This is a genomic window from Paenisporosarcina sp. P5_A11, assembly GCF_056400705.1.
Genome location: NZ_JBFUKT010000050.1, coordinates 1 through 20179, shown reverse-complemented (window position 1 = coordinate 20179; position 20179 = coordinate 1). Strand labels below are relative to the sequence as shown.

General features: G+C 36.3%; 19 protein-coding genes. All 19 read left to right on the top strand.

Going from position 1 to position 20179, the window contains the following annotated elements; genetic code table 11:
- Positions 1-276: 276 nt before the first annotated feature.
- A complete protein-coding gene (locus AC1DOS_RS09545) occupies positions 277-1539 on the top strand; it encodes an ATP-binding protein (RefSeq protein WP_477537307.1) in 1263 nt (420 codons plus the stop codon).
- 438 nt (positions 1540-1977) lie between these two features.
- Entirely contained in the window at positions 1978-2244 is a 267-nt protein-coding gene (locus tag AC1DOS_RS09540) for a hypothetical protein (RefSeq protein WP_477537306.1), read from the top strand.
- Positions 2245-2256: 12 nt separating this feature from the next.
- Entirely contained in the window at positions 2257-2460 is a 204-nt protein-coding gene (locus tag AC1DOS_RS09535) for a helix-turn-helix transcriptional regulator (protein ID WP_477537305.1), read from the top strand.
- A 48-nt stretch (positions 2461-2508) separates the two neighbouring features.
- Entirely contained in the window at positions 2509-2715 is a 207-nt protein-coding gene (locus tag AC1DOS_RS09530) for a hypothetical protein (protein WP_477537304.1), read from the top strand.
- 716 nt (positions 2716-3431) lie between these two features.
- A complete protein-coding gene (locus AC1DOS_RS09525) occupies positions 3432-4541 on the top strand; it encodes an ABC transporter substrate-binding protein (RefSeq protein ID WP_477537303.1) in 1110 nt (369 codons plus the stop codon).
- Positions 4531-5364, top strand: a complete 834-nt coding sequence (locus AC1DOS_RS09520; RefSeq protein ID WP_477537302.1) for an alkaline phosphatase family protein — start codon at positions 4531-4533, stop codon at positions 5362-5364. The genes AC1DOS_RS09525 and AC1DOS_RS09520 overlap by 11 nt, the downstream gene beginning before the upstream one ends.
- 116 nt (positions 5365-5480) lie before the next feature.
- The gene (locus tag AC1DOS_RS09515) at positions 5481-6335 is read left to right on the top strand and encodes an ABC transporter permease (protein ID WP_477537301.1); all 855 of its coding nucleotides are present in this window, start codon (positions 5481-5483) and stop codon (positions 6333-6335) included.
- On the top strand, positions 6332-7186 hold the full coding sequence (locus AC1DOS_RS09510) for an ABC transporter permease (RefSeq protein ID WP_477537300.1): 855 nt from the start codon (positions 6332-6334) through the stop codon (positions 7184-7186). The genes AC1DOS_RS09515 and AC1DOS_RS09510 overlap by 4 nt, the downstream gene beginning before the upstream one ends.
- The gene (locus AC1DOS_RS09505; protein WP_477537299.1) at positions 7186-8199 is read left to right on the top strand and encodes an ABC transporter ATP-binding protein; all 1014 of its coding nucleotides are present in this window, start codon (positions 7186-7188) and stop codon (positions 8197-8199) included. The genes AC1DOS_RS09510 and AC1DOS_RS09505 overlap by 1 nt, the downstream gene beginning before the upstream one ends.
- 27 nt (positions 8200-8226) lie before the next feature.
- Entirely contained in the window at positions 8227-9009 is a 783-nt protein-coding gene (locus AC1DOS_RS09500; protein ID WP_477537298.1) for a DeoR/GlpR family DNA-binding transcription regulator, read from the top strand.
- A 133-nt stretch (positions 9010-9142) separates the two neighbouring features.
- Entirely contained in the window at positions 9143-10015 is an 873-nt protein-coding gene (locus AC1DOS_RS09495) for a Cof-type HAD-IIB family hydrolase (RefSeq protein ID WP_477537297.1), read from the top strand.
- A 29-nt stretch (positions 10016-10044) separates the two neighbouring features.
- A complete protein-coding gene (locus AC1DOS_RS09490) occupies positions 10045-10374 on the top strand; it encodes a DMT family transporter (RefSeq protein WP_477537296.1) in 330 nt (109 codons plus the stop codon).
- A 40-nt stretch (positions 10375-10414) separates the two neighbouring features.
- Positions 10415-10735 (top strand): DMT family transporter, encoded by a 321-nt coding sequence (locus tag AC1DOS_RS09485; RefSeq protein ID WP_477537295.1) that lies wholly within the window; start codon positions 10415-10417, stop codon positions 10733-10735.
- A gap of 67 nt (positions 10736-10802) precedes the next feature.
- On the top strand, positions 10803-12164 hold the full coding sequence (locus AC1DOS_RS09480) for a D-serine ammonia-lyase (protein WP_477537294.1): 1362 nt from the start codon (positions 10803-10805) through the stop codon (positions 12162-12164).
- Between the two features lie 46 nt (positions 12165-12210).
- Positions 12211-12366, top strand: a complete 156-nt coding sequence (locus AC1DOS_RS09475) for a hypothetical protein (protein ID WP_477537293.1) — start codon at positions 12211-12213, stop codon at positions 12364-12366.
- A 198-nt stretch (positions 12367-12564) separates the two neighbouring features.
- Positions 12565-14424, top strand: a complete 1860-nt coding sequence (locus AC1DOS_RS09470; protein WP_477537292.1) for a GAF domain-containing sensor histidine kinase — start codon at positions 12565-12567, stop codon at positions 14422-14424.
- Entirely contained in the window at positions 14399-15034 is a 636-nt protein-coding gene (locus AC1DOS_RS09465; protein ID WP_477537291.1) for a response regulator, read from the top strand. Before AC1DOS_RS09470 ends, AC1DOS_RS09465 begins: the two co-directional genes overlap by 26 nt.
- A 188-nt stretch (positions 15035-15222) precedes the next feature.
- Positions 15223-18765 carry a S8 family serine peptidase gene (locus AC1DOS_RS09460; RefSeq protein WP_477537290.1) on the top strand — a complete coding sequence of 1181 codons (3543 nt, stop codon included), beginning with the start codon at positions 15223-15225 and terminating at the stop codon, positions 18763-18765.
- A 311-nt stretch (positions 18766-19076) separates the two neighbouring features.
- Positions 19077-20179, top strand: a 1103-nt coding sequence (locus tag AC1DOS_RS09455; RefSeq protein WP_477537289.1) for a S8 family serine peptidase, incomplete at its 3' end; no start/stop codon positions are given.

The window sequence follows — 20179 nt, the reverse complement described above, 5'->3', positions numbered from 1 at the left end:
GTAATCTTCCGGAATATCCCCAACCATAAAATCCCCCCCTCACAACGTACCTTTTAAGAGCGGGGGGGTGAAAAGTTTCTCTGTTCCAACTGCTATTACTTGAAACAATAACGGAATTATTTATTTATTTCCTCCTTTCAAAATTTTTAAGAAAATTTATTAAAAATTTCGTAATATTCAAACTTTTCTTCTGGATAAATCATGTATAATCATAATAATATTTCGTTTAATATACTTAATGGACATTTATATTAATGGAAAGAAGGGGAGTAGAGCATGTGGATACATACACTGTTATTAAATGCATTCATTATTATCCTTTGTATTTTTTGCTATCAAATATTTTGGTTAGATAAGGATGGAAATAAAGTGCGTAATAATGTATTAATTTCCTTTCTTTCATCAATTTCTACTATTCTTTGTATGACGTTCCCCTTCAGTTTTCATTTGGGATATATTTATGATTTACGGCTTATTCCTATCATTTTAGCCTTTCTATATGGCGGTTTAAGAAGCTTTATTTTTGTCACCTTTGTTTATCTTTCTTACCGTTTTTACTTAGGAGGAAACGGCTTTTTCCCATCAGTTATTATTATGGTTATTTTGCTCGGTTCTATTATTGTAATATTTTATTTTGTTCGACCAGCTGATTTAGAGAAAAGGAGAAAATTCTTTGGCACACTGCTAATTCTTATTTGTACTAGTTCTTTTTCTGTTTTTGCTATATTGAACGAAATAAAGATAGATGGAACGACCGGCTCTGTTCGTATGCAATTTTTATGCAGTTTTATAGTAATCAATATCCTTACGGGATTATTATCTATTTATTTAATTGAAGGAATGATTGAAAAGTTTAAAATGAAAGAAAAAATTCAAAGGGCAGAAAAATTTTATGTGATAAGTGAATTGGCCGCCTCTTTTGCTCACGAGATTCGAAATCCACTAACTACTATATATGGATTTATTCAGTTGTTTCATAAAAATGAAATCTCGGAAACACATAAGGATGAGTATTTACAAGTCATGCTGCAGGAGTTAGAACGGGCACAGTTCATTATTGACGATTATATATCATTAGGAAAACCACAAAATAATGTTATAAAAGACTCGATAGATATTAGGCTAATTGTCAATCAAGTAATAAATAACATTTCACCGCTAGCAAGCTTACATAATATTGAAATCAAAAGCAGTATTAATGATTCACTTTCTATAAATGCAAATGCCGATAAAATAAAACAGTGTTTAATTAACATAATAAAAAATGGGATTGAAGCCATGGCTAATGGTGGGATGCTACGAATTAATGTGAAAAAGGGAAAGAATAGTATTGTGATTGAGATTATCGATTCAGGCATTGGAATGTCTCCTAAGGAGATAAAGCGGATCGCTATGCCGTTTTATTCATTAAAAGCGGAGGGGACTGGGCTCGGCACTATGATTGCATATGGTATTATTAAAGAATTAAACGGGGATATAGAAATAAAAAGTGAAAAAGGKAAGGGAACATGTTTTTCAATTATTTTTCCTTCATTATAAAAGGGTCACACATGTCCGTGTTGTTTATTTAACTTTTACATTCGAAAGCGGAACTCGTTTTCTATATCTAGGGACTGATGTAAAGTCAATATTTTGACGTAAAACTTACAATAATACAATTTCTGGAATAAAAATAGACCGAATTTTCCTACGGTAAGGAGGGAATTCGGTCTATTTTGCTTCTATCCGAAAGGAACACAGTATGTTATTTACTATTGACTTTTTTTCAAAAAAGATTAATATGAAATAAACTTCACGTGAAGTTAACTTCACTACAGGAGAATAAGTTGGTTAGGAGAGGTATGATTGAAAAATCTATTCATACAGCGTTTTCTAGTCGCAACTGTGATAATTATATTGGGAATCATTCAAATAATTCTCGATACATCACTAAGATTTAATTTTGGCTATATCATAGTATTCCTAGGTGGAATAATTTTGTTGTACTCAACAATTTCTTACATTACATCCCGTAAGAATAAATCACTAGAAAAGGAATTATCGAAGGAGTATGACGAAAGAGATGCTTTAATTGATGGGAAAGTTGCTCGCTTTTCCTTGCATATTCTGATGTGCGAAATTTTTATTCTTATGTTTATAACTAATTTTGTCGTTATCCCAACAAATACTGCATTATTTGTTGTCTTAGTATCATTAATATTTATTGAAATTGGGTCTAGAAAGTATTACAATCTTGTCCTTTAATTCGGAGGATTTATGAAAAATAGAGTAAAAGAATTGCGAATAGAATATGGAATAACGCAACAAGAATTAGCTGATAAAGTAAGTGTATCTTCTAGAACAATCATCTCATTAGAAAAACAAAAGTATAATCCATCTGTGCTACTTGCGTATAAAATAGCTTCAGCTTTTAATTTATCAATTGAAGAAACTTTTATTTTTGATGAGGATGACAAATAATACATTTCACAAAGATGCACATATTAAACAAACAACGGAGGAACATAAATGCTTATGGTATTGTTTATTTTTGGGGCTGTTTTAATAGTTTGGGGTATTTATCGTATGAAAACAGATGATGGATTATTTGGAAAAAACCGAAAAAGTAAAAACATGTTCAATTTACTGCTAATGGGGGAAGCTTCAGGATTAGGGCAATTTTTGAGTGGAATTCTGTGTATTATTATAGGGATTATCGCATTTGTTGTGAAGTAGTAATATATAAGAATTTCAATTTTTCACTGAAATATTGTGAATGAAATCACTTAAACAAACATGTGCGTTAGTTGAAGAACCGGCTGCCTTTTACGAGGCCACTGAAAAACGTACGTTTTTAATTTTGTGAGTGTGATTTAACTTTAAAAGGCGTCATTTCGTTCGAAATCGAACGAAATGACGCCTTTTTCTTTGTATTACTTATTCYGATTCCTTCATTAAGGTCATAATTCGTTTGAGGTTTACCGCAAATATAGCCACGGCTCCTCATTTGCATGCCAAATAGAATACGCAAGCCGAGTCGTTGTCATAGATGCCGATGATAATGTTAGGAAATGGGAACCGACGGTCTTTAAAGAATACAATTGAGCGTGGATGTTAAATATTCAAATTAGTTTGGGTGTCCATTAATAGTGGATGCTCTTTTTTGAATCAAGCATATGTATCGTTGAATTTTAATTGCATCTGTAACAAAAATCGTCCTTTTTGTTACACCTAAAGCAACTGTCCATACGAACACAAAAATTTTGAGATTGTATTTATTTCCGTGTTTTGCAACCGGGATCCCATTATGAAAATAAAAGATGGACAAATAAAGAACGGATTTACATAACCTTAACATCGGATTAATGTGGGATTAATATTGACTGATTATGATTAAACCGTAACAAACAGTAATAAACATTAAAAATCCCACACTAATTGGAGGCAATTTTATGAATTACAAATTCAAGAAGAATTGTTACAAGTCTATTCAAGTTTTGATGTTAGGAGCGAGTGTACTAGGATTAGCTGCTTGTGGAGCTACTAAGGAGGCTGCTCCAGTTGTTAAGGATCCAAGTACGTTAACCCTGAAAGAAATTGAAACAAAGGCAAAAGAAGAGGGGACAATTAATAGTGTCGGTATGCCTGATTCATGGGCTAACTGGGGAGAAACGTGGAATGAAGTGAAGCAAAAATATACACTGGAACACAATGATACAGATTTATCCAGTGCCGAAGAGATTGCCAAAATGGAATCTGAAGGAGAGAATGCAACAGCTGATATCGGCGATGTAGGGATTTCCTTTGGGCCTATCGCGGAACAAAAAGAATTAACGACACCATATAAAACTTCCTATTGGGACGAGGTACCTGACTGGGCAAAAGATGACAACGGAGATTGGGTTGTTGGCTACCAAGGAACGATTGCATTCTTTACTAATAAAGAATTAGTAGATAACCCGCCAAAATCTTGGGATGACATATTAAAAGGAGATTATAAAGTAACAGTTGGAGATGTTCAGCGTGGTACACAGAACCAAATGGCCGTTCTTGCTGCCGCTATCGCTAACGGCGGTGATGAAACAAATCTCCAACCAGGAATTGACTATTTTGCTAAGCTTGCCAAGCAAGGCCGACTTAGCTTAACTGATGCCAAGCCGGCTAACATCGAAAAAGGGGAAGTGGAAGTTGCCCTTGTTTGGGATTTCAATGCTCTTGGTTACGCTGAACAAATTGACCGTGATCAATTTGAAGTAGCCATTCCAAGTGAAGGTTCAGTCGTAAGCGGCTACGCAACTATTATTAACAAATATGCAAAGCATCCGCATGCGGCGATGGCAACTAGAGAATATATCTTAAGCGATGAAGGACAAATTAATTTAGCTAAAGGATTTGCCCGTCCAATTCGCGATGTAGAACTTCCGAAAGAAGTAGCCGAAAAAATGGTTCCAGAAGTACAGTACAAAAATGCAAAACCAATTGAGGATTACAAAGCTTGGGAAGAAACGGCAAAAAATTTACCGCAGCTTTGGCAAGAAGAGGTGTTAGTCCATGTCAAATAAAGTAATAGCAATTGTTGTTGATGGTATGAGATACGATAAAGCATGTGAGGCTCTTGGATTTATTCAACATCTAGTTGAAACAAATCAGGCAGCACTTTACAAAGTAAAGTCGGAACTCCCAAGTCTTTCCCGTCCATTATATGAAGTGTTACTAACGGGTACACCGGCATCAGTGAACGGAATTACGTCCAATCAAGCCGTTCGTTTATCTACTGAGAAAAGTCTCTTTCATCTTACGAAAGAAAACGGCTTAAGAAACGGAACGGTATCTTATTACTGGGTAAGCGAACTTTATAATCGCGCGCCATTCCATTTTATTGAAGATCGTGAGCAAGAGGATGAGTCTAAGCCGATTCAATATGGAAAATTTTATTGGGATGATGACTATCCAGACAGTCATGTGTTAATGGATGCAGAAGCTTTGAGAAGAAAGCATGATCCACACTTTTTATATATTCATCCGCTCGGTGTAGATGTAAAAGGAGAAATTTTCGGTTCGGAATCGAAAGAATATCGTGAACAAATCTTAAAAATGGGAAGCTTGTTGGCACAACTTTTGCCAATTTGGATCAAAGAAGGTTACCACATTTTAATTACATCTGATCATGGCATGAGTGAATATGGTAACCATGGCGGCATAACTGATGGTGAGCGAGATGTACCGCTCTTTATCATGAGTCCAAAAGTTAAGCCTGGCGTTTACAGTGAAGTGGTTCCGCAATTAGCTTTTGCACCGCTCGTTTGTGAACTTTTAAATATTGAGCCATCCAATAAAATGATTTCATATCAATTGCCAGGTTTGAAAGGAAAAATTACCCTTTAAAAAAGATGCACGAGTCAACATTAAAATGAAGAATGTAGGTGGATTGGAATTGGTTTAACGAACGTATTGTTAGACCAATTCCCAAATTGATAGAGAACATAGAGGAGCGAGAAGTCTTGCGAAAAATAAAAAAACAAAAAATTTACTTATTAGCTCTTTTATTGCCATTTATTATGTTTGTGATTGCATTTGAAATAGGACCATTAGTAGCAATGATTAAAAATAGTTTTTATGCAGACGATGGAATTCAAGTTACGATTAATCAATATATTACTATATTTAAAAGTAAATTTTACTTACAAGCCATTCAAAATAGCCTTGTCATTTCCTTATTTTCTGCTGTAACTTCTGTGATTATAGCAGTCATTGCAGCCTATTCGTTTACAAAATTCTCACAAAAAATACAAAATCGTTTACTAACGATTACCAATATGACTTCGAACTTTGAGGGGATTCCCCTTTCATTTTCATATATTATTTTACTTGGAAACAATGGGTTGTTTACGTTGCTTTTTTCTAAGATTGGTTGGGATGTATTTGCGGATTTTAATTTATATTCATGGACAGGCCTCATTCTTGTTTATGTTTATTTTCAAATTCCGCTTGCTGTTATGCTCATCTACCCGTCTTATCAAGGAATTAAGCAACAATGGAAAGAAGCCTCTTCATTATTAGGAGGGTCAACAGTATCATTTTGGCGTCACATTGGGATTCCAGTTCTTTTACCTAGTATTGTAGGTACATTCAGTATTTTGTTTGCTAATGCGATGGGAGCTTACGCGACAGCCTATGCATTAGTCGGCAGCAACTATAACTTATTGTCATTGCAAATTGCCTCTCTAGTTGCTAGTGACGTTGCACTAAAGCCACAGTTAGGTAGTGCGTTGGGAGTTCTTCTAGCGGCGACTATGATAGGGGCGATGTGGTTTAATGGACGAATGATGCGTCGCATTAGGAGGGATTTACGATGAAATATTCATTGACTTTTCATAAAGTGATTGTTGGGTTATTAGTTATCTATTTATTAATTCCTCTTGTAGGAACATTTTTATTCTCGATTGCCGGTAAATGGGATCATACCATTTTACCTGAGAGTTATACAATGCAATGGTATATTGAATTATTTCAAGATGAACGGTTTTATGATGCTTTTGGACGAACGCTGTTTTTAATTGTCATGTCTGTAGGTCTTAGTGTTGTTATTATGCTTCCGACTATCTTTATCATCACGATATATTTCAGTAAATGGGAAGGATTACTTCAAGCAGCAGCTATGCTTCCTTACGGAATTCCACCCATTGTTGGAGCTGTTGGATTAATCAAGATATATTCAGATGGACCGATTCAAATTGCCGGAACACCTTGGATTTTAATCGGTGCTTATTTCATAACGATTCTGCCATTTATGTATCAAGGTATTCGTAACAGTCTTGGTACGCTTAATGCTGTGCAACTTGTTGATGCAGCTGAACTACTCGGTGCTACAAAATTCCAGGCGTTTCGCACGGTGGTGTTTCCAAATATTATATCTGGTATTTTAGTTTCTACCTTATTATCAGTCGCTCTTTTATTTAGTGAGTTTGCTTTTGCCAATTTGCTTGTCGGGGGCCGATTTGAAACTCTTCAAATTTATCTTGCCGACAAACTAAATAGCAGTGGTCACTTAACAAGTGCAATTGTTATTACTTATTATTCAATGATTTTGCTTTTAACGGGGACTGTATTAAAACTTACGTTTAGAAACGAAAAAAAAACTGTCGTGTCAAATAAGAAGCGAATTCTTTCATTTCATAAAAATACTACTTTAGAAGGTGAAAAATAATGAGCTATGTAACCATTGATCAAGTGACTAAGGGGTATGAGAATCAAGTCGTTTTAAATGACATTTCTTTAAAATTAAAAAAAGGAGAATTTGCTACACTTCTTGGGCAAAGCGGATGCGGAAAAAGTACATTATTACGTTCCATTGCGGGGCTTGAAGACGTAGATTTAGGAATAATCTCAATTGATGGRAAAGATATTACTAATTTATCACCGCGTCAGCGTGAAGTCGGTATGGTATTTCAGTCTTATGCGCTTTTCCCGAATATGAGCGTTTTTGACAATATCGCGTACGGCCTTAAAATGAAAAAGGCAAAAAATATTAAATCAAGAGTGAAAAAGATGATTGATATGGTTGATTTAATAGGAAAAGAAGAGTCTTATCCTCATCAGTTATCTGGCGGGCAACAGCAGAGGGTTGCTCTTGCCCGTGCGCTTGTCATGGAGCCGAAAGTACTGCTTTTGGATGAGCCGTTAAGTGCATTGGATGCGAAAATTAGAAAAAGTTTGCAAAAAGAATTAAAGAGAATACAGAAAGAATTAGATATTACAACTATTTTTGTTACTCATGATCAGGAAGAAGCAATGACGATGTCTGATCGAATTTTTGTCATGAATAAAGGACAAGTTGTACAATCTGGTTCTCCATCAGAAATTTATACTTCTCCAGTCAATACATTTGTTGCAAAATTCATCGGAAATTACAATGTTTGTAATTTGGAAGTTTTCCGTAAACTTGTTCGCAGCATAGAAATAAAAGGGAATGAAGTCGCGATTCGTCCTGAAGTTTTACAATTAGTTTCTGTTGGTGAGGAAAGCTTGGATTTACAAGAGAACTGGGTAATTAAAGGGTCTATTAAAGATGTTTCCATGATAGGGAATGTTTTGAGATACGAAGTAGAAACAGATGAGTCCGCTTTCCTTGTAGACTATCTTCACCACCGAGGGAATATGTTTGAGCAAGGAGCACACGTTCATATTCTTGTACCGAAGAAAGAATGCATTATTTTTTAAATTATTAATGATCACGGGGGAAGAAATATGTCTGTTTTTCCAGAAGAAAGAAAGAATGAAATTTTAAAAGAGCTTAACATAATGGGAAAAGTAAAAGTGATGGAATTAGTTGATCAGTTTGATGTTTCAGAGGAAACGATTAGACGCGATTTGATGATATTAGAGGAAAAAAGACTTTTAAAAAGGGTTTACGGTGGAGCGATTAAAACAGTCTTTGAATTTGAGGAGCCTCCATTTACACAGCGTACAACAGTGAATCAAGAAGCGAAAGTCAAGGTTGGAAAAAAAGCAGTAGAACTCATTTCTAACGGAGATGTGATTGCCATCGATGTAGGGACAACCATGCTTGAATTTTCGAAGTGTATTGAAAATAAAAAAGATATTACGATTTTAACCAATTCTCTTCCTGTGTCGTCTGTGTTAACCGAAAAGCTCAATCAAAATAAGTTTACAGGACAAATTCTATTATTAGGAGGACAAATTGATCCAAAGCATCAATCTATAAGCGGCAGTCTCACAGAACAAATGTTAAATCAATTTAATATTGATAAAGCGTTCATTTCAGCTGGTGGTGTTTCCATTCAAAGTGGAGTTAGTAATTATCATTTACATGAAACATTAGTTTCACGCAAGATGGTCGAGGTATCAAAGCAAGTTATATTGCTAACGGATTACTCTAAAATTGGTGTTGAAACATTTTGTAAAGTTTGTCCTCTAGAAAAAGTCGATATGATTGTCAGCGAGCAACCATTTCCAGAGGAATGGAGAAATCATTCGAAATTAGAGGAAATCAATTGGAATCTAGCATAGTCAATCTATAAAAGGACATATCGAGATGGAAGAGCGAGTTCTCTCTCTTTTTTGATTAGATTTTTATTGATAGTAGGTAAAAAAGCTAGAAAGATAATTTAATAGCTAAAATGAGAAAAGGAGCTATATATCCATGAGTTTCATTGCGATAGATTTAGACGGAACATTATTAAACGACAAGAATGAAATTAGTGAAGAAAATATAAAGGCAATTCAATATGCCCAAGATAGAGGCTTTGAAGTAGTTATTTCAACAGGGCGGGCTTATTTTGACGTTCAAACAATTTGTGAAAAAGCCGGGATTTCCCCCTTTGTAATCGGGACAAATGGCGCAACTATTCATTCGAAAAGCGGAAAGTGCATTTCATCTGTTACGATAACAAAAGATTGTGTCCAATCTATTCTCCAGTGGTTAGATGAACGGAATTATTATTACGAAGTGTTTACTGATAAAGCTATTTATACTCTTAAAAAGGGAAGAGAACATTTCCAGAATGAGATTAATAGTTTGAAAAGCGCAGAGTTGAATACAGATATGAAAGAATTAGTTGAAGTAGCGGAAAGGCAATTTGACCAGTTTGGATATGTTTTAGTTGAAAACTATCATGATATCTTAAAACAGGAGGAAGAATTCTATAACATTTTAGCATGTTCTTTTGATAAAAAGAAGTTAGAGGATGCATGGAACCAATTCAAAAAGTTTGATGAGTTGATGGTTGTTTCATCTGCTGATCATAACATTGAAATTACAAGTAAAAGAGCTTCAAAAGGAATGGCTCTCGAAAAATTGGCTATCTTGATGAATGGCTCCTTAGATCAGTCTATGGCAATCGGGGATAGCAACAATGATTTATCCATGTTTCAGAAAGTTGGATACAGCGTAGCGATGGGAAATGCGAAAGATGACATAAAAACTGTTTGTACAACGACAACCCTTAAAAATGACGAGGATGGGGTAGCTTATGCGATTTATCGATATATGGAGAACTTCGTGATTCAAAAATAAGTGTCAATGCCAAAGGAGAGAGCGACAAAATGGCATGGATATATATCATAATGGCAGGGATTTTGGAAATTGTCTGGGTGATAGGTCTTAAATATTCACACGGATTCACCGAAATTATACCTAGTATAGTAACGATAATTATCATAATCTTTAGTTTCTTTTTGCTTTCAAAAGCTTTACACTCAATTCCCTTAGGAACTGGTTACGCCATTTTTACTGGATTGGGAACGGTGGGAACTGTAGTAACTGGGATGCTTTTTTTTGGAGAGACCATTAATCTATTGAAAGTATTTTTTGTGGCTTTAATGATAGTAGGGATAATTGGAATAAAAATTGGTCCAGCACAACCTGAACATTAAAGAAAATGAAATGATTTATATAAGGTTAGGGGATGATTCGATGGCTTGGGTTTTTCTTCTTATTGCTGGATTTGCCGAGATTGGTAGTGTAATAAGCTTGAAACTTGCAGACGGGTTTAAAAAATTTCTCCCCTCTGTAGCGTGTCTTTTTTTTGGGAGTTTAAGCTTTTATTTTCTTTCTTTGTCATTAACTTCTCTTCCAGTGGGTACTGCCTATGCAATATGGACCGCTATCGGCACTGTTGGAAGTGTTTTAGCAGGAATGATATTCTTTAATGAACCTAGAAGTTTAAGATTAACCCTATTGATTATGTGTATAATTACAGGAGCTGTAGGTATTAAAATGACTTCTGGACATTAATATCAGGGTTTTAAACGGCAATAAGCTAGATGCAGAAAAAGGTACGAACCTTAGGAGGAGAAGAGAGATGAAAACTATTCAAGATTGGATAAAAGAATATCCTTTAATAAACGAGTTAGTTGCTACAAAGGAAGTGTTTTGGTCAAATCCTAAATATGAACCATTTCAAACAGAGGGTAAGAAACTTCCACTTAATGATAAAGATGTAAAAGATGCTGAGGAAAGGCTCAAGCGTTTTGCTCCTTACATTGCTAAGGTTTTTCCTGAAACAAGAAACCTAAACGGAATCATTGAATCTCCGATTGTACCCATCCCGGCGATGCATGAACAGTTATCACACACCTATGAGCATCCATTAGAAGGGACATTTTTGTTGAAATGTGACAGCCACCTTCCCATTTCAGGTTCCATTAAAGCACGCGGCGGCATTTACGAAGTGTTGAAACACGCAGAAACGTTGGCGATTCAACATGGTTTATTATCAGTAGAGGATGATTATTCGATCCTTGATAGCGATAAATTTAGAAACTTCTTTTCCGATTACTCCATTGCCGTCGGATCTACAGGCAATTTAGGGTTAAGTATAGGCATAATGAGTGCCAAATTAGGTTTTAAAGTATCGGTCCATATGTCTGCGGATGCAAAGAAATGGAAGAAAGATCTCCTTAAAAGCAAAGGAGTAACGGTGATTGAATATAAGGAAGATTACAGCAAAGCGGTCGAAGAGGGGCGCAAACAGGCTGATAGTGATCCGAATTGCCACTTCATTGATGACGAGAACTCTCGCGATTTGTTTTTAGGATATGCAGTGGCAGCAATTAGACTAAAAAAACAATTAGAAGATTTAAATGTAACTGTAGATGAAAACCATCCACTATTTGTTTACCTTCCATGCGGAGTGGGCGGTGGGCCGGGAGGAGTGGCTTTTGGTTTAAAACTAATGTATCAACATCGAGTACATTGCTTCTTTGCAGAGCCTACACATTCTCCATGTATGTTACTTGGGCTAGTAACAGGTCTGCATGATAAAATCTCTGTACAAGATTTTGGAATTGACAACATCACATCAGCAGACGGCCTTGCGGTAGGAAGACCATCAGGATTCGTTGGTCAAACCATGGAGCCTTTATTAAGCGGAAGTTATACGGTAAGCGATAATGAATTATTTAAACTATTAAGCGCATTGGTCGATACAGAAAATATTCACCTGGAGCCTTCCGCATTAGCCGGTGTAATAGGGCCGGTAAAGTTATGGACTGAAAAAGAAGGAAAAGAATACATACAAAATCATAACTTAACAGATAAAATGAAAAATGCTACACATATCATGTGGGCTACCGGTGGAAGTATGGTTCCTAAAGAAACGAAAAACGAATATTATAAAAAAGGAGTAACGTTATCACAAGGAACCCAGCCGAATTGGGATTAGACGGATTCATGATAAATATTGTCCCATGGCCAGAGTAGTTACCAGGATGGGGCACTTTAGAATCGTTGAACCCGAGTATTTAGAGAAAGTAAGAAAAGAAATTCAAAAGTATGGATTTTTCGCTGAAATAGACAAAAGTAGAACAGATCCAGAACTCTTGATGGCATATGACGGGAATCAACATATATCTTTTGTACTATAGTGTCTAGTGAAAAAGTGCGGTTAAAATTATAACATTTGATGAACAGGCAAATGAAGATTTAAGCTTTATACTAGTACTGTGTCTTGGAGCACAGCCGGTGATTGACTAGTGGGGAATTTCTTCATTTTGCCAGTGCCGGTTTTTTGATGCATAATAATAGTAATCTTATATTTCTTTGAGATAAAGGAAGGGATCGTTTTGAAAAAGATAGACTCTATTTCTATGAGAGAAAAAATAGTAAGTTTTTATCTTTATTCTATTTCTTTTCTTGGTATGATTGCTGTTATAAGTTCCCTATTTAAAAGTGAAATGCCTTCTGAATTAATAATCCTTTTGCTGTTAGCGGTGTTTATGGGGATTATTGAGTATTTTCCTATCCGCATTGGGAGAGGAGGAATCACGCTCAGCCTTACGCTCATTTACCCAATGATTTGGGAGTTTGGGATACATATAACTGTCATTGCTTGTGTGTGTGTAATGGTATTTACCCAGTCCATTCGCCGTTTACCCATGCAAAGAACACTATTTAATACTACTCAATTTGCTTTAAGTATCATTCTAGCAGAATGGTTGTCCAAACAATGTATTTCTTTTTTTATTACGGAGATGAACCTGCCTGTTTTATATGAAGAATTAATAAGCTTGCTTTTATTTACCGTATTCTTTTGCTCTATCAACACCCTTTTTTTCGATCTTTTAATGGTGCTTCTTCCTCAGCCATACACGCGAGAACAATGGCACAAGAAAAATATGTTAGTATTTTTGAGTGCAAGTTTTTGTTTATTCTACGCCTTTCTTATATATATCTTAGAACATCGATATCGCGGAGAGATGGATGGAATTACTGTTCTGTTCTTCTTTTTCCCGCTTGTAGCCATTTGCATCATTAGTTCTTTCTCCCGGCAAATACGGATTGAAAAAGAACGATTATATAAACTTTTTTCTATTACGACGGAGTTGAGTCAGGGGCTATCTGCCGGAAACTTACATCAGATGAAACAATCACTTAAAGGATTCTTGGGAATACAAGCATATGCTTTATGGGCAAAAGATGAAGGGAACTGGCAGATTCTGTTAATGGATGGAAAAGYACATTCCAATATTTCAAGTTCGTTTGATCTGCATCCGAATTTTGAGGAGATAGCCAAAACCTTTGTTGTTACTGATTGGAAAACGGGTATGGCTCCAGGAGATGAAGTATTTGAAGATGTCATACGCTCCCTCGTCTACTTACCTCTTAAAGTCAATAATGAGTTGGTTGGAATGTTTGTTGCAGGCAAAAGCAGGGGGGCGAGTTTTATTACCGAAGATATACAGTCTTTAGCTACGTTTGCCAATCATTTGGGTAGCTTGCTTAAAACACGGTCGCTCGTCTCCGAACAGGAAAAGCGAGTTATTTTGGAAGAAAGAAATCGACTAGCCCGTGAAATCCACGATGGAATTGCACAAGTTTTAGCTGGGGTCATATTTCAGCTGGAATCAGCTCAGAAGAAATCCGAAGATCAATCAGGAAACATGCAGCAAGTGGTAGACAAAAGCATAAAAAAATTACGGAATAGTTTAAGTGAAGTTCGGTATTCTATCTATGCTTTAAAGCCATATCCTACCCAAAGGCTAGGACTAAAACAAGCAATTGCTAATAAAATTGAATCTATAAAAAAAGAATATGATCTGGCCATTACTTATCATGAAAGAGGCCGTTCTCGTACACTCAGTTTTTCAAAAGAACGAGTTATTTTTGATACTTTACAGGAATGCTTGCAGAACATTGTAAAACATGCAAAAGCGGACAAGGTTGACATTCTCCTAAGCTATCAACGTGAACATACACTTTTAAAGGTGAAGGACAACGGGGTTGGCTTTTCCCTTTTTGAAGCCATGATTAAATCGAAACATGAGCCTCATTATGGCATTTTGTATATAAATGAACAAGCTGAACAGCTGGGAGCTACCCTTCAGATTGATAGTTCAGTAGGAAAAGGTACAGAAATTACATTGTCAATTCCAGATTCAGAAATAGGGGATGAGTATCATGATTCAAATATTACTAGTGGATGATCATGCTGTCTTGCGTGATGGACTTCGGAGCATATTGGATCTCGAATCCGATATCCGAGTCGTAGGAGAAGCCGTTTCCGGGGAGGAGGTATTGAAGAAAGTAGAGGAGTATAGACCTGATTTTATATTGATGGACATCAATCTCCCTGGAAAAAATGGCATTGAGGTCACGTCCCTCGTGAAAAGTCAGTATCCGAATTGCCGCGTTCTTATATTAACGATGTTTGAACATGATGAATACTTAATGGAAGCACTTCGGGCGGGTGCAGATGGCTATTTATTGAAGGATTCGTCATCTGAACAAGTGGTAGAAGCTATTCGAAAGGTATCACAAGGGGATTCGGTTATTCATCCTCGCATGACCCAAAAGTTGATAACGTATCATCAAAAAAATTCAGAACGTAACGAAAATGTGCTATCAGACCGTGAAAAAGAAGTACTGTTTGAATTGGTCAAAGGTCTTAGCAATAAAGAAATTGCTGAAGTCCTATTTATCAGTGACAAGACAGTTAAAATTCACATCAATAAGATTTTCAAAAAGCTGAATGTGAAAAGCCGTACACAAGCAGTCATTTATGCCGTTCAAAATCAACTTGTTCCTTTTTCTTAAAGAACTATCCTGCGCCTAGACAAGGTGTGGATAGTTCTTTTGTTTTATGTTGGAATAGACCCAAAAGCTGTAGCAATTATACCTTTTGGTTAATTTTCAGAAAAGTGAAAAAGTGAAATAATAAAGATAGATTTGAAGTTTACTAGTTTCATCTATTTATTATTTTATTAGGAAAAGGAGATAGGTTCATGAAAAAAAGAAAAATGAAGGCATGGAAAGTCATGACCACAGCAGCGATGACTTCCTTATTATTTTCATCACTTACAGTTTCTGCAGAAGGTGATGTTACGCAAGCTAAGTCGCAAATGGTTGAAGAAATTGAGGAACAAGGAGGAAATTTATTTTTTGATAAGGATAAGATCGAAACAGGTCAAGAAGATTCACTATATAAAGACGTTAAAAAAGAAGGTTTGGCTACAGCATATAAACCGAATGAAACTGTTCGCTTAATCGTAGAAGTTGAACAACCAACTGAAATTGAGCAAACAGCCAAAAGCAAAAAAGCTTTATATAAACAAAAACAAGATAAAGTAATCGAACAAATCTCAAAAGAAAAAAATTCTAAATCAAATGCTCCTATTAAAGTGAAGCATCGTTTTTTCGAAGGCTTTAACGGATTCAGTGTAGAAACAGAGTTTCAAAATATAAAAGATATCCAGTCTATTCCAGGGGTTACGAATGTCCATATTGCTAGAATTTTTCAGGAAAGTATGGCAGCAAGTAAAGAATTAGTACAAGCTCAAAAAGTATGGGAACAATATGGTTATAAAGGTGAAGGATTAGTAGTAGCGGTCGTAGATTCCGGGATTGATTATACGCACAAAGATATGAAACTATCTGACACAGCCAAAGCGAAAGAAAAATGGACTCAAGATAAAATTAATCAAAAATTTGCTGAGACAGACGTAAACGAAATTTGGTATTCCGAAAAAGTTCCAACAGGATATGATTGGGCAGACAATGATACCAATGTCATTCCGGGAACAAAAGGCAGTCCGCATGGTACACACGTGGCCGGTACAATTGGAGCAAATGGCGACGAAACGAAGGGTGCTGTCGCTGGAGTTGCACCAGGTGTTCAACTATTAGCTGAGAAGGTATTTTCTGATAATGGCGGTGGAGCCTATGAGGATGATATTATCGCAGGAATTGAGCATGCAGTCACAATGAGTGCAGATGTAATCAACATGAGTTTAGGTGTTGATGCAGGCTATGTAGATGAAGATTTTGATCCGATCCAAAAATCAATCCGAGTTGCGACAGAACAAGGCACCCTTGTTGTAGTGGCAGCCGGTAATACAGCCTATAGTACAAAGAATAATATTATTCTCTCTTCATTAAGACCCTATGCAGAAAATCCAGATATTGGAACAGTTGGTGCGCCAGGTGTAAGTCCATATGCATTATCGGTTGCTTCCTATGAAAATACTAAACTCCATGTAAATGCATTAGCAGATCCAAGTGGTTTTTCGGTGCCGTTCAAAGATCAAACGCAATTTCCAACATCGTATAATTTTAAAGTCTCTAAGGTTCTTTCACCAGATGTACCTTATGATTTGGTATATGTTGGGGAAGGAAAGAGTGCATCAGATTATCCTAAAGGCAAAACTGACTACATTGCAGTAGTTAAACTATTAAATGTATATAGTACTGTTTCATCCATTCAGTGGGAAGCTAAGAGAGCGGGAGCAAAAGCGATTATTATGATACCACCTACTGCTTTGCCAGATTATTCTACTCTACCATTATCGCCAACTGCAGCACCAACGGCGTCAACAAGTAAAGCTGTAGGTGAAGTATTACTGAGTAAAATGAATAGTCTGCCAAGTGGTCAATATTTAAGCATGAAATTTGCAGGCGATACTTGGGTAGAGAATCCAGCGAAAGACACGATGTCCTCTTTTTCATCCTTTGGATCTCCAAGTACATTAGATTTTAAACCAGAGATTTCTGCTCCTGGTGGAAATATTTACTCAACTATACCAGGAAATGATTATGAAGTGATGAGCGGTACATCGATGGCAACTCCTCATGTTGCAGGCGGCTCAGCATTGTTATTGCAGGCCCTTTATCAAAAAGGATTAACCCAGTCAGAAGATACAGTTTTAAAAGCAAAACTTGCTTTAATGAATACAGCTAATATTGCCAAGGATCCAAGGACAAATGGAGTAGTTCCATATTCACCACGTGTACAAGGGTCTGGGATAATGAAAATTCAAAATGCCATTAATACACCGGTCATTGTGACAAGTAGAAACACGCCTTTAGAACAAGCAGGAGCGGTTGCATTAAAGGAAATCGGTCAAAATACAAGCTTTAAATTAAACATGGAAGCATTCGACACTCCTAAGGGTAAAAATAGTGATAATATTGAATACAATGTTTATGTAGATCTATTGAAAGATAAGACTGAAATGAAGGAATTCGATTTAGATAGTGATGGGCAATTGGATTCAAAAGAGTATTTAACATTAACTAGTGAACGTGTTAATGGTGCGACTGTCACTGTAAATGATCATACAGTAACAGATAAAACAGGAGCATTAATAAAAATCAAACCAGGACAAACAAAAATGCTTACTGTTAATGTGACGTTACCAGATTCCTTAAAGAAAAATAGTTTTGTAGAAGGATTTGTTCGTCTAGTTCCAGTAGCCAAGGACCAAGATAAAGCAGTGCCTTTAACTGTCCCTTATATGGGCTTCTATGGAGAATGGGATGAACCAGTAAATATCGATGCACCTGCATGGGAGAAAGATGCATTTGTGGGATATACGGCACTTTGGGATGAAAGTGCAGAAAGATATCCATTAGGATATAACCCGTATTCTGATACATTCTCTCTTAACCATATTGCCTTCTCACCAAACTATATTAATGATGGAATCTTTCCGTCATTCCAAGCATTACGTAATTTAGAAAAAGTTGAAATGTATGTTGAAGATCAATCTGGAAATCTCATAAAAAAATTAGGTGATTTTAGTGAATACACTGGAACACCATGGAAATTCAGAAAAAATATTATGTCATACGGGGATATAATGTATGGCGGATATAAATGGGATATGAAGGACACTTCCGGTCAATTTGTACCAGACGGTATATACCAATATGTTATCAAATCAACATTAGAATATGAAAACGCAAAACCACAGATTGTTAAAATGCCAATGACGGTAGATTCCATCGCTCCGACCGTTTCAAATATTCAAGTAACACCAAAGAACGGAAAATATGAAGTTTCCTTTGATGCGCAAGATAATGCCACTGACTTTAATTCGGCACTTCTTTGGGTTAATGGGAATTTTTATTCACCAGCAGTTGGAGTAAAATCTATACTCTCAAATACAGAACCACAAAGTATTATTATTCTTGCCATTGATTATGCAGGAAATCAATCCTACAAAGTTTGGGGAGATCCGAGCTATATTAAACATACTATGGCCGTTCAAACGATCAATATAACTCCGACTGCAGATATTAACAAAAGCAAACCTGCAAAAATTAATGCCTGGGCTTTTGCCAGAGTAGACTGGACGATTAATGTTAAAGATGCAAGTGGAAAGATAGTCGATTCGTTTAAAGTAGAAAATGAACATTCACTGAAAACACAATGGGTACCTAATACGGACCTTCAAAATGGAACGTATTCTATATCAGTTGATGTCGTGACAAAAGACGGTTTTAAAGTAACAACAACGCCTAAACAAGTAACGGTCCTCCAACAATAAACCGATTGCGACCCAAGTGAGAATGATTCACTTGGGGTTTTTCATGCCCGATGCATGGTGCCATTTTTATACGCAAAAGATGAATGATTAAATAAAAAGTCGTGGAGTAGTGCTTTTGTTTTATACTGGTATAGAACCAATAACAGCAACATTTACATCCTATGTTTAATTTTCAGAAAAGTGGAAATATGGGATGATAAAAGACAGAATCGAGTTAACTAGTTTCATGGATTCTTCTTTAAAAGACTTGGTTGTAAAAAATATAAGTTAAGAGAGAAAAAAACAATTACAWAAGGACAAGGGGATGCGGTATGAAGAGGGAAAAAATCAGTAAGATTCTTACAGGAACGCTAGCTGTTGGCATGTTATTATCTCAAGGTGCTCCATATAACGTATTGGCGAAAAGCCCGTTTGAGCTGAAATCGGTTGATCATGCGGAAGAAATTCTAAAGAACCTGACTACGGAACAAAGAAAGGCATTAGAGCAATTAGAAACAAATACAACCTTTACCATTTCACCGGATATTGATGCAAATAGTCCGGAATTAGTCAAAGTCATCGTCGAATTTGAACAGGCGCCGGCGAAAATTGAAGTGATGAAACAAGCRGCGAAAGGAAAAAAACTATCTTCTTCTKCTGCAAAYGAAAAAGTGGAACAATCTCACAAAACTTTTAAAGAGCATGTGCAATCATTAAAAGTGCAAAAGAACTCAACCGCATACAAAGCGGAAGACGTAACCATTACAAGAGAATATAAAAAGGCCATCAACGGTGTAGCGATGACGTTGCCTGGTACAGCTGTACAAGATTTGCTGCAATCCGGCGTAGTTAAACATGTCTTTAAAGATTACGATGTAAAAGTGAATCCACAGGCAGATACGCAAGTAGCCATTGAACCAAAAATGGCAGATAGTATTCCGCAAATTGGTGTGGACAAGCTGCATGCTGAGAATATTAAGGGTAAAGGCATTAAAGTCGGTGTAATTGATACAGGAATTGACTACAATCACCCAGACTTAAAAGATGTGTTTAAAGGTGGATATGATTTCGTAGATAATGATGCAGATCCGATGGAAACGACCTATAAGGATTGGGAAAATGCTGGCAAGCCAGTAGAACCTGGTTATGTGTATTACACGAATCATGGAACGCATGTTGCAGGGACGATTGCAGCCCAACAGAAAAATGATGTGGATTATGCTGTGAAAGGGGTAGCACCGGAAGTAGATTTATATGCTTATCGAGTATTGGGAGTTTGGGGTGGAGGATCCACGGAAGGAGTCCTTGCTGGAATCGATCAAGCGATTACAGATGGCATGGACGTCATTAACTTGTCACTTGGCGCCGCGACGAACGATCCTTTATACGCTACTTCTGTCGCRRTAAATAATGCCATGCTTTCAGGTGTGGTGAC

Excerpts from the sequence above, each read along its gene's own strand:
- AC1DOS_RS09535 (WP_477537305.1), top strand. The coding sequence starts at position 2,257 with ATGAAAAATAGAGTAAAAGAATTGCGAATAGAATATGGAATAACGCAA.
- AC1DOS_RS09530 (WP_477537304.1), top strand. The coding sequence starts at position 2,509 with ATGCTTATGGTATTGTTTATTTTTGGGGCTGTTTTAATAGTTTGGGGT.
- AC1DOS_RS09525 (WP_477537303.1), top strand. The coding sequence starts at position 3,432 with ATGAATTACAAATTCAAGAAGAATTGTTACAAGTCTATTCAAGTTTTG.
- AC1DOS_RS09520 (WP_477537302.1), top strand. The coding sequence starts at position 4,531 with ATGTCAAATAAAGTAATAGCAATTGTTGTTGATGGTATGAGATACGAT.
- AC1DOS_RS09510 (WP_477537300.1), top strand. The coding sequence starts at position 6,332 with ATGAAATATTCATTGACTTTTCATAAAGTGATTGTTGGGTTATTAGTT.
- AC1DOS_RS09500 (WP_477537298.1), top strand. The coding sequence starts at position 8,227 with ATGTCTGTTTTTCCAGAAGAAAGAAAGAATGAAATTTTAAAAGAGCTT.
- AC1DOS_RS09495 (WP_477537297.1), top strand. The coding sequence starts at position 9,143 with ATGAGTTTCATTGCGATAGATTTAGACGGAACATTATTAAACGACAAG.
- AC1DOS_RS09490 (WP_477537296.1), top strand. The coding sequence starts at position 10,045 with ATGGCATGGATATATATCATAATGGCAGGGATTTTGGAAATTGTCTGG.
- AC1DOS_RS09485 (WP_477537295.1), top strand. The coding sequence starts at position 10,415 with ATGGCTTGGGTTTTTCTTCTTATTGCTGGATTTGCCGAGATTGGTAGT.
- AC1DOS_RS09480 (WP_477537294.1), top strand. The coding sequence starts at position 10,803 with ATGAAAACTATTCAAGATTGGATAAAAGAATATCCTTTAATAAACGAG.
- AC1DOS_RS09475 (WP_477537293.1), top strand. The coding sequence starts at position 12,211 with ATGGGGCACTTTAGAATCGTTGAACCCGAGTATTTAGAGAAAGTAAGA.
- AC1DOS_RS09465 (WP_477537291.1), top strand. The coding sequence starts at position 14,399 with ATGATTCAAATATTACTAGTGGATGATCATGCTGTCTTGCGTGATGGA.
- AC1DOS_RS09460 (WP_477537290.1), top strand. The coding sequence starts at position 15,223 with ATGAAAAAAAGAAAAATGAAGGCATGGAAAGTCATGACCACAGCAGCG.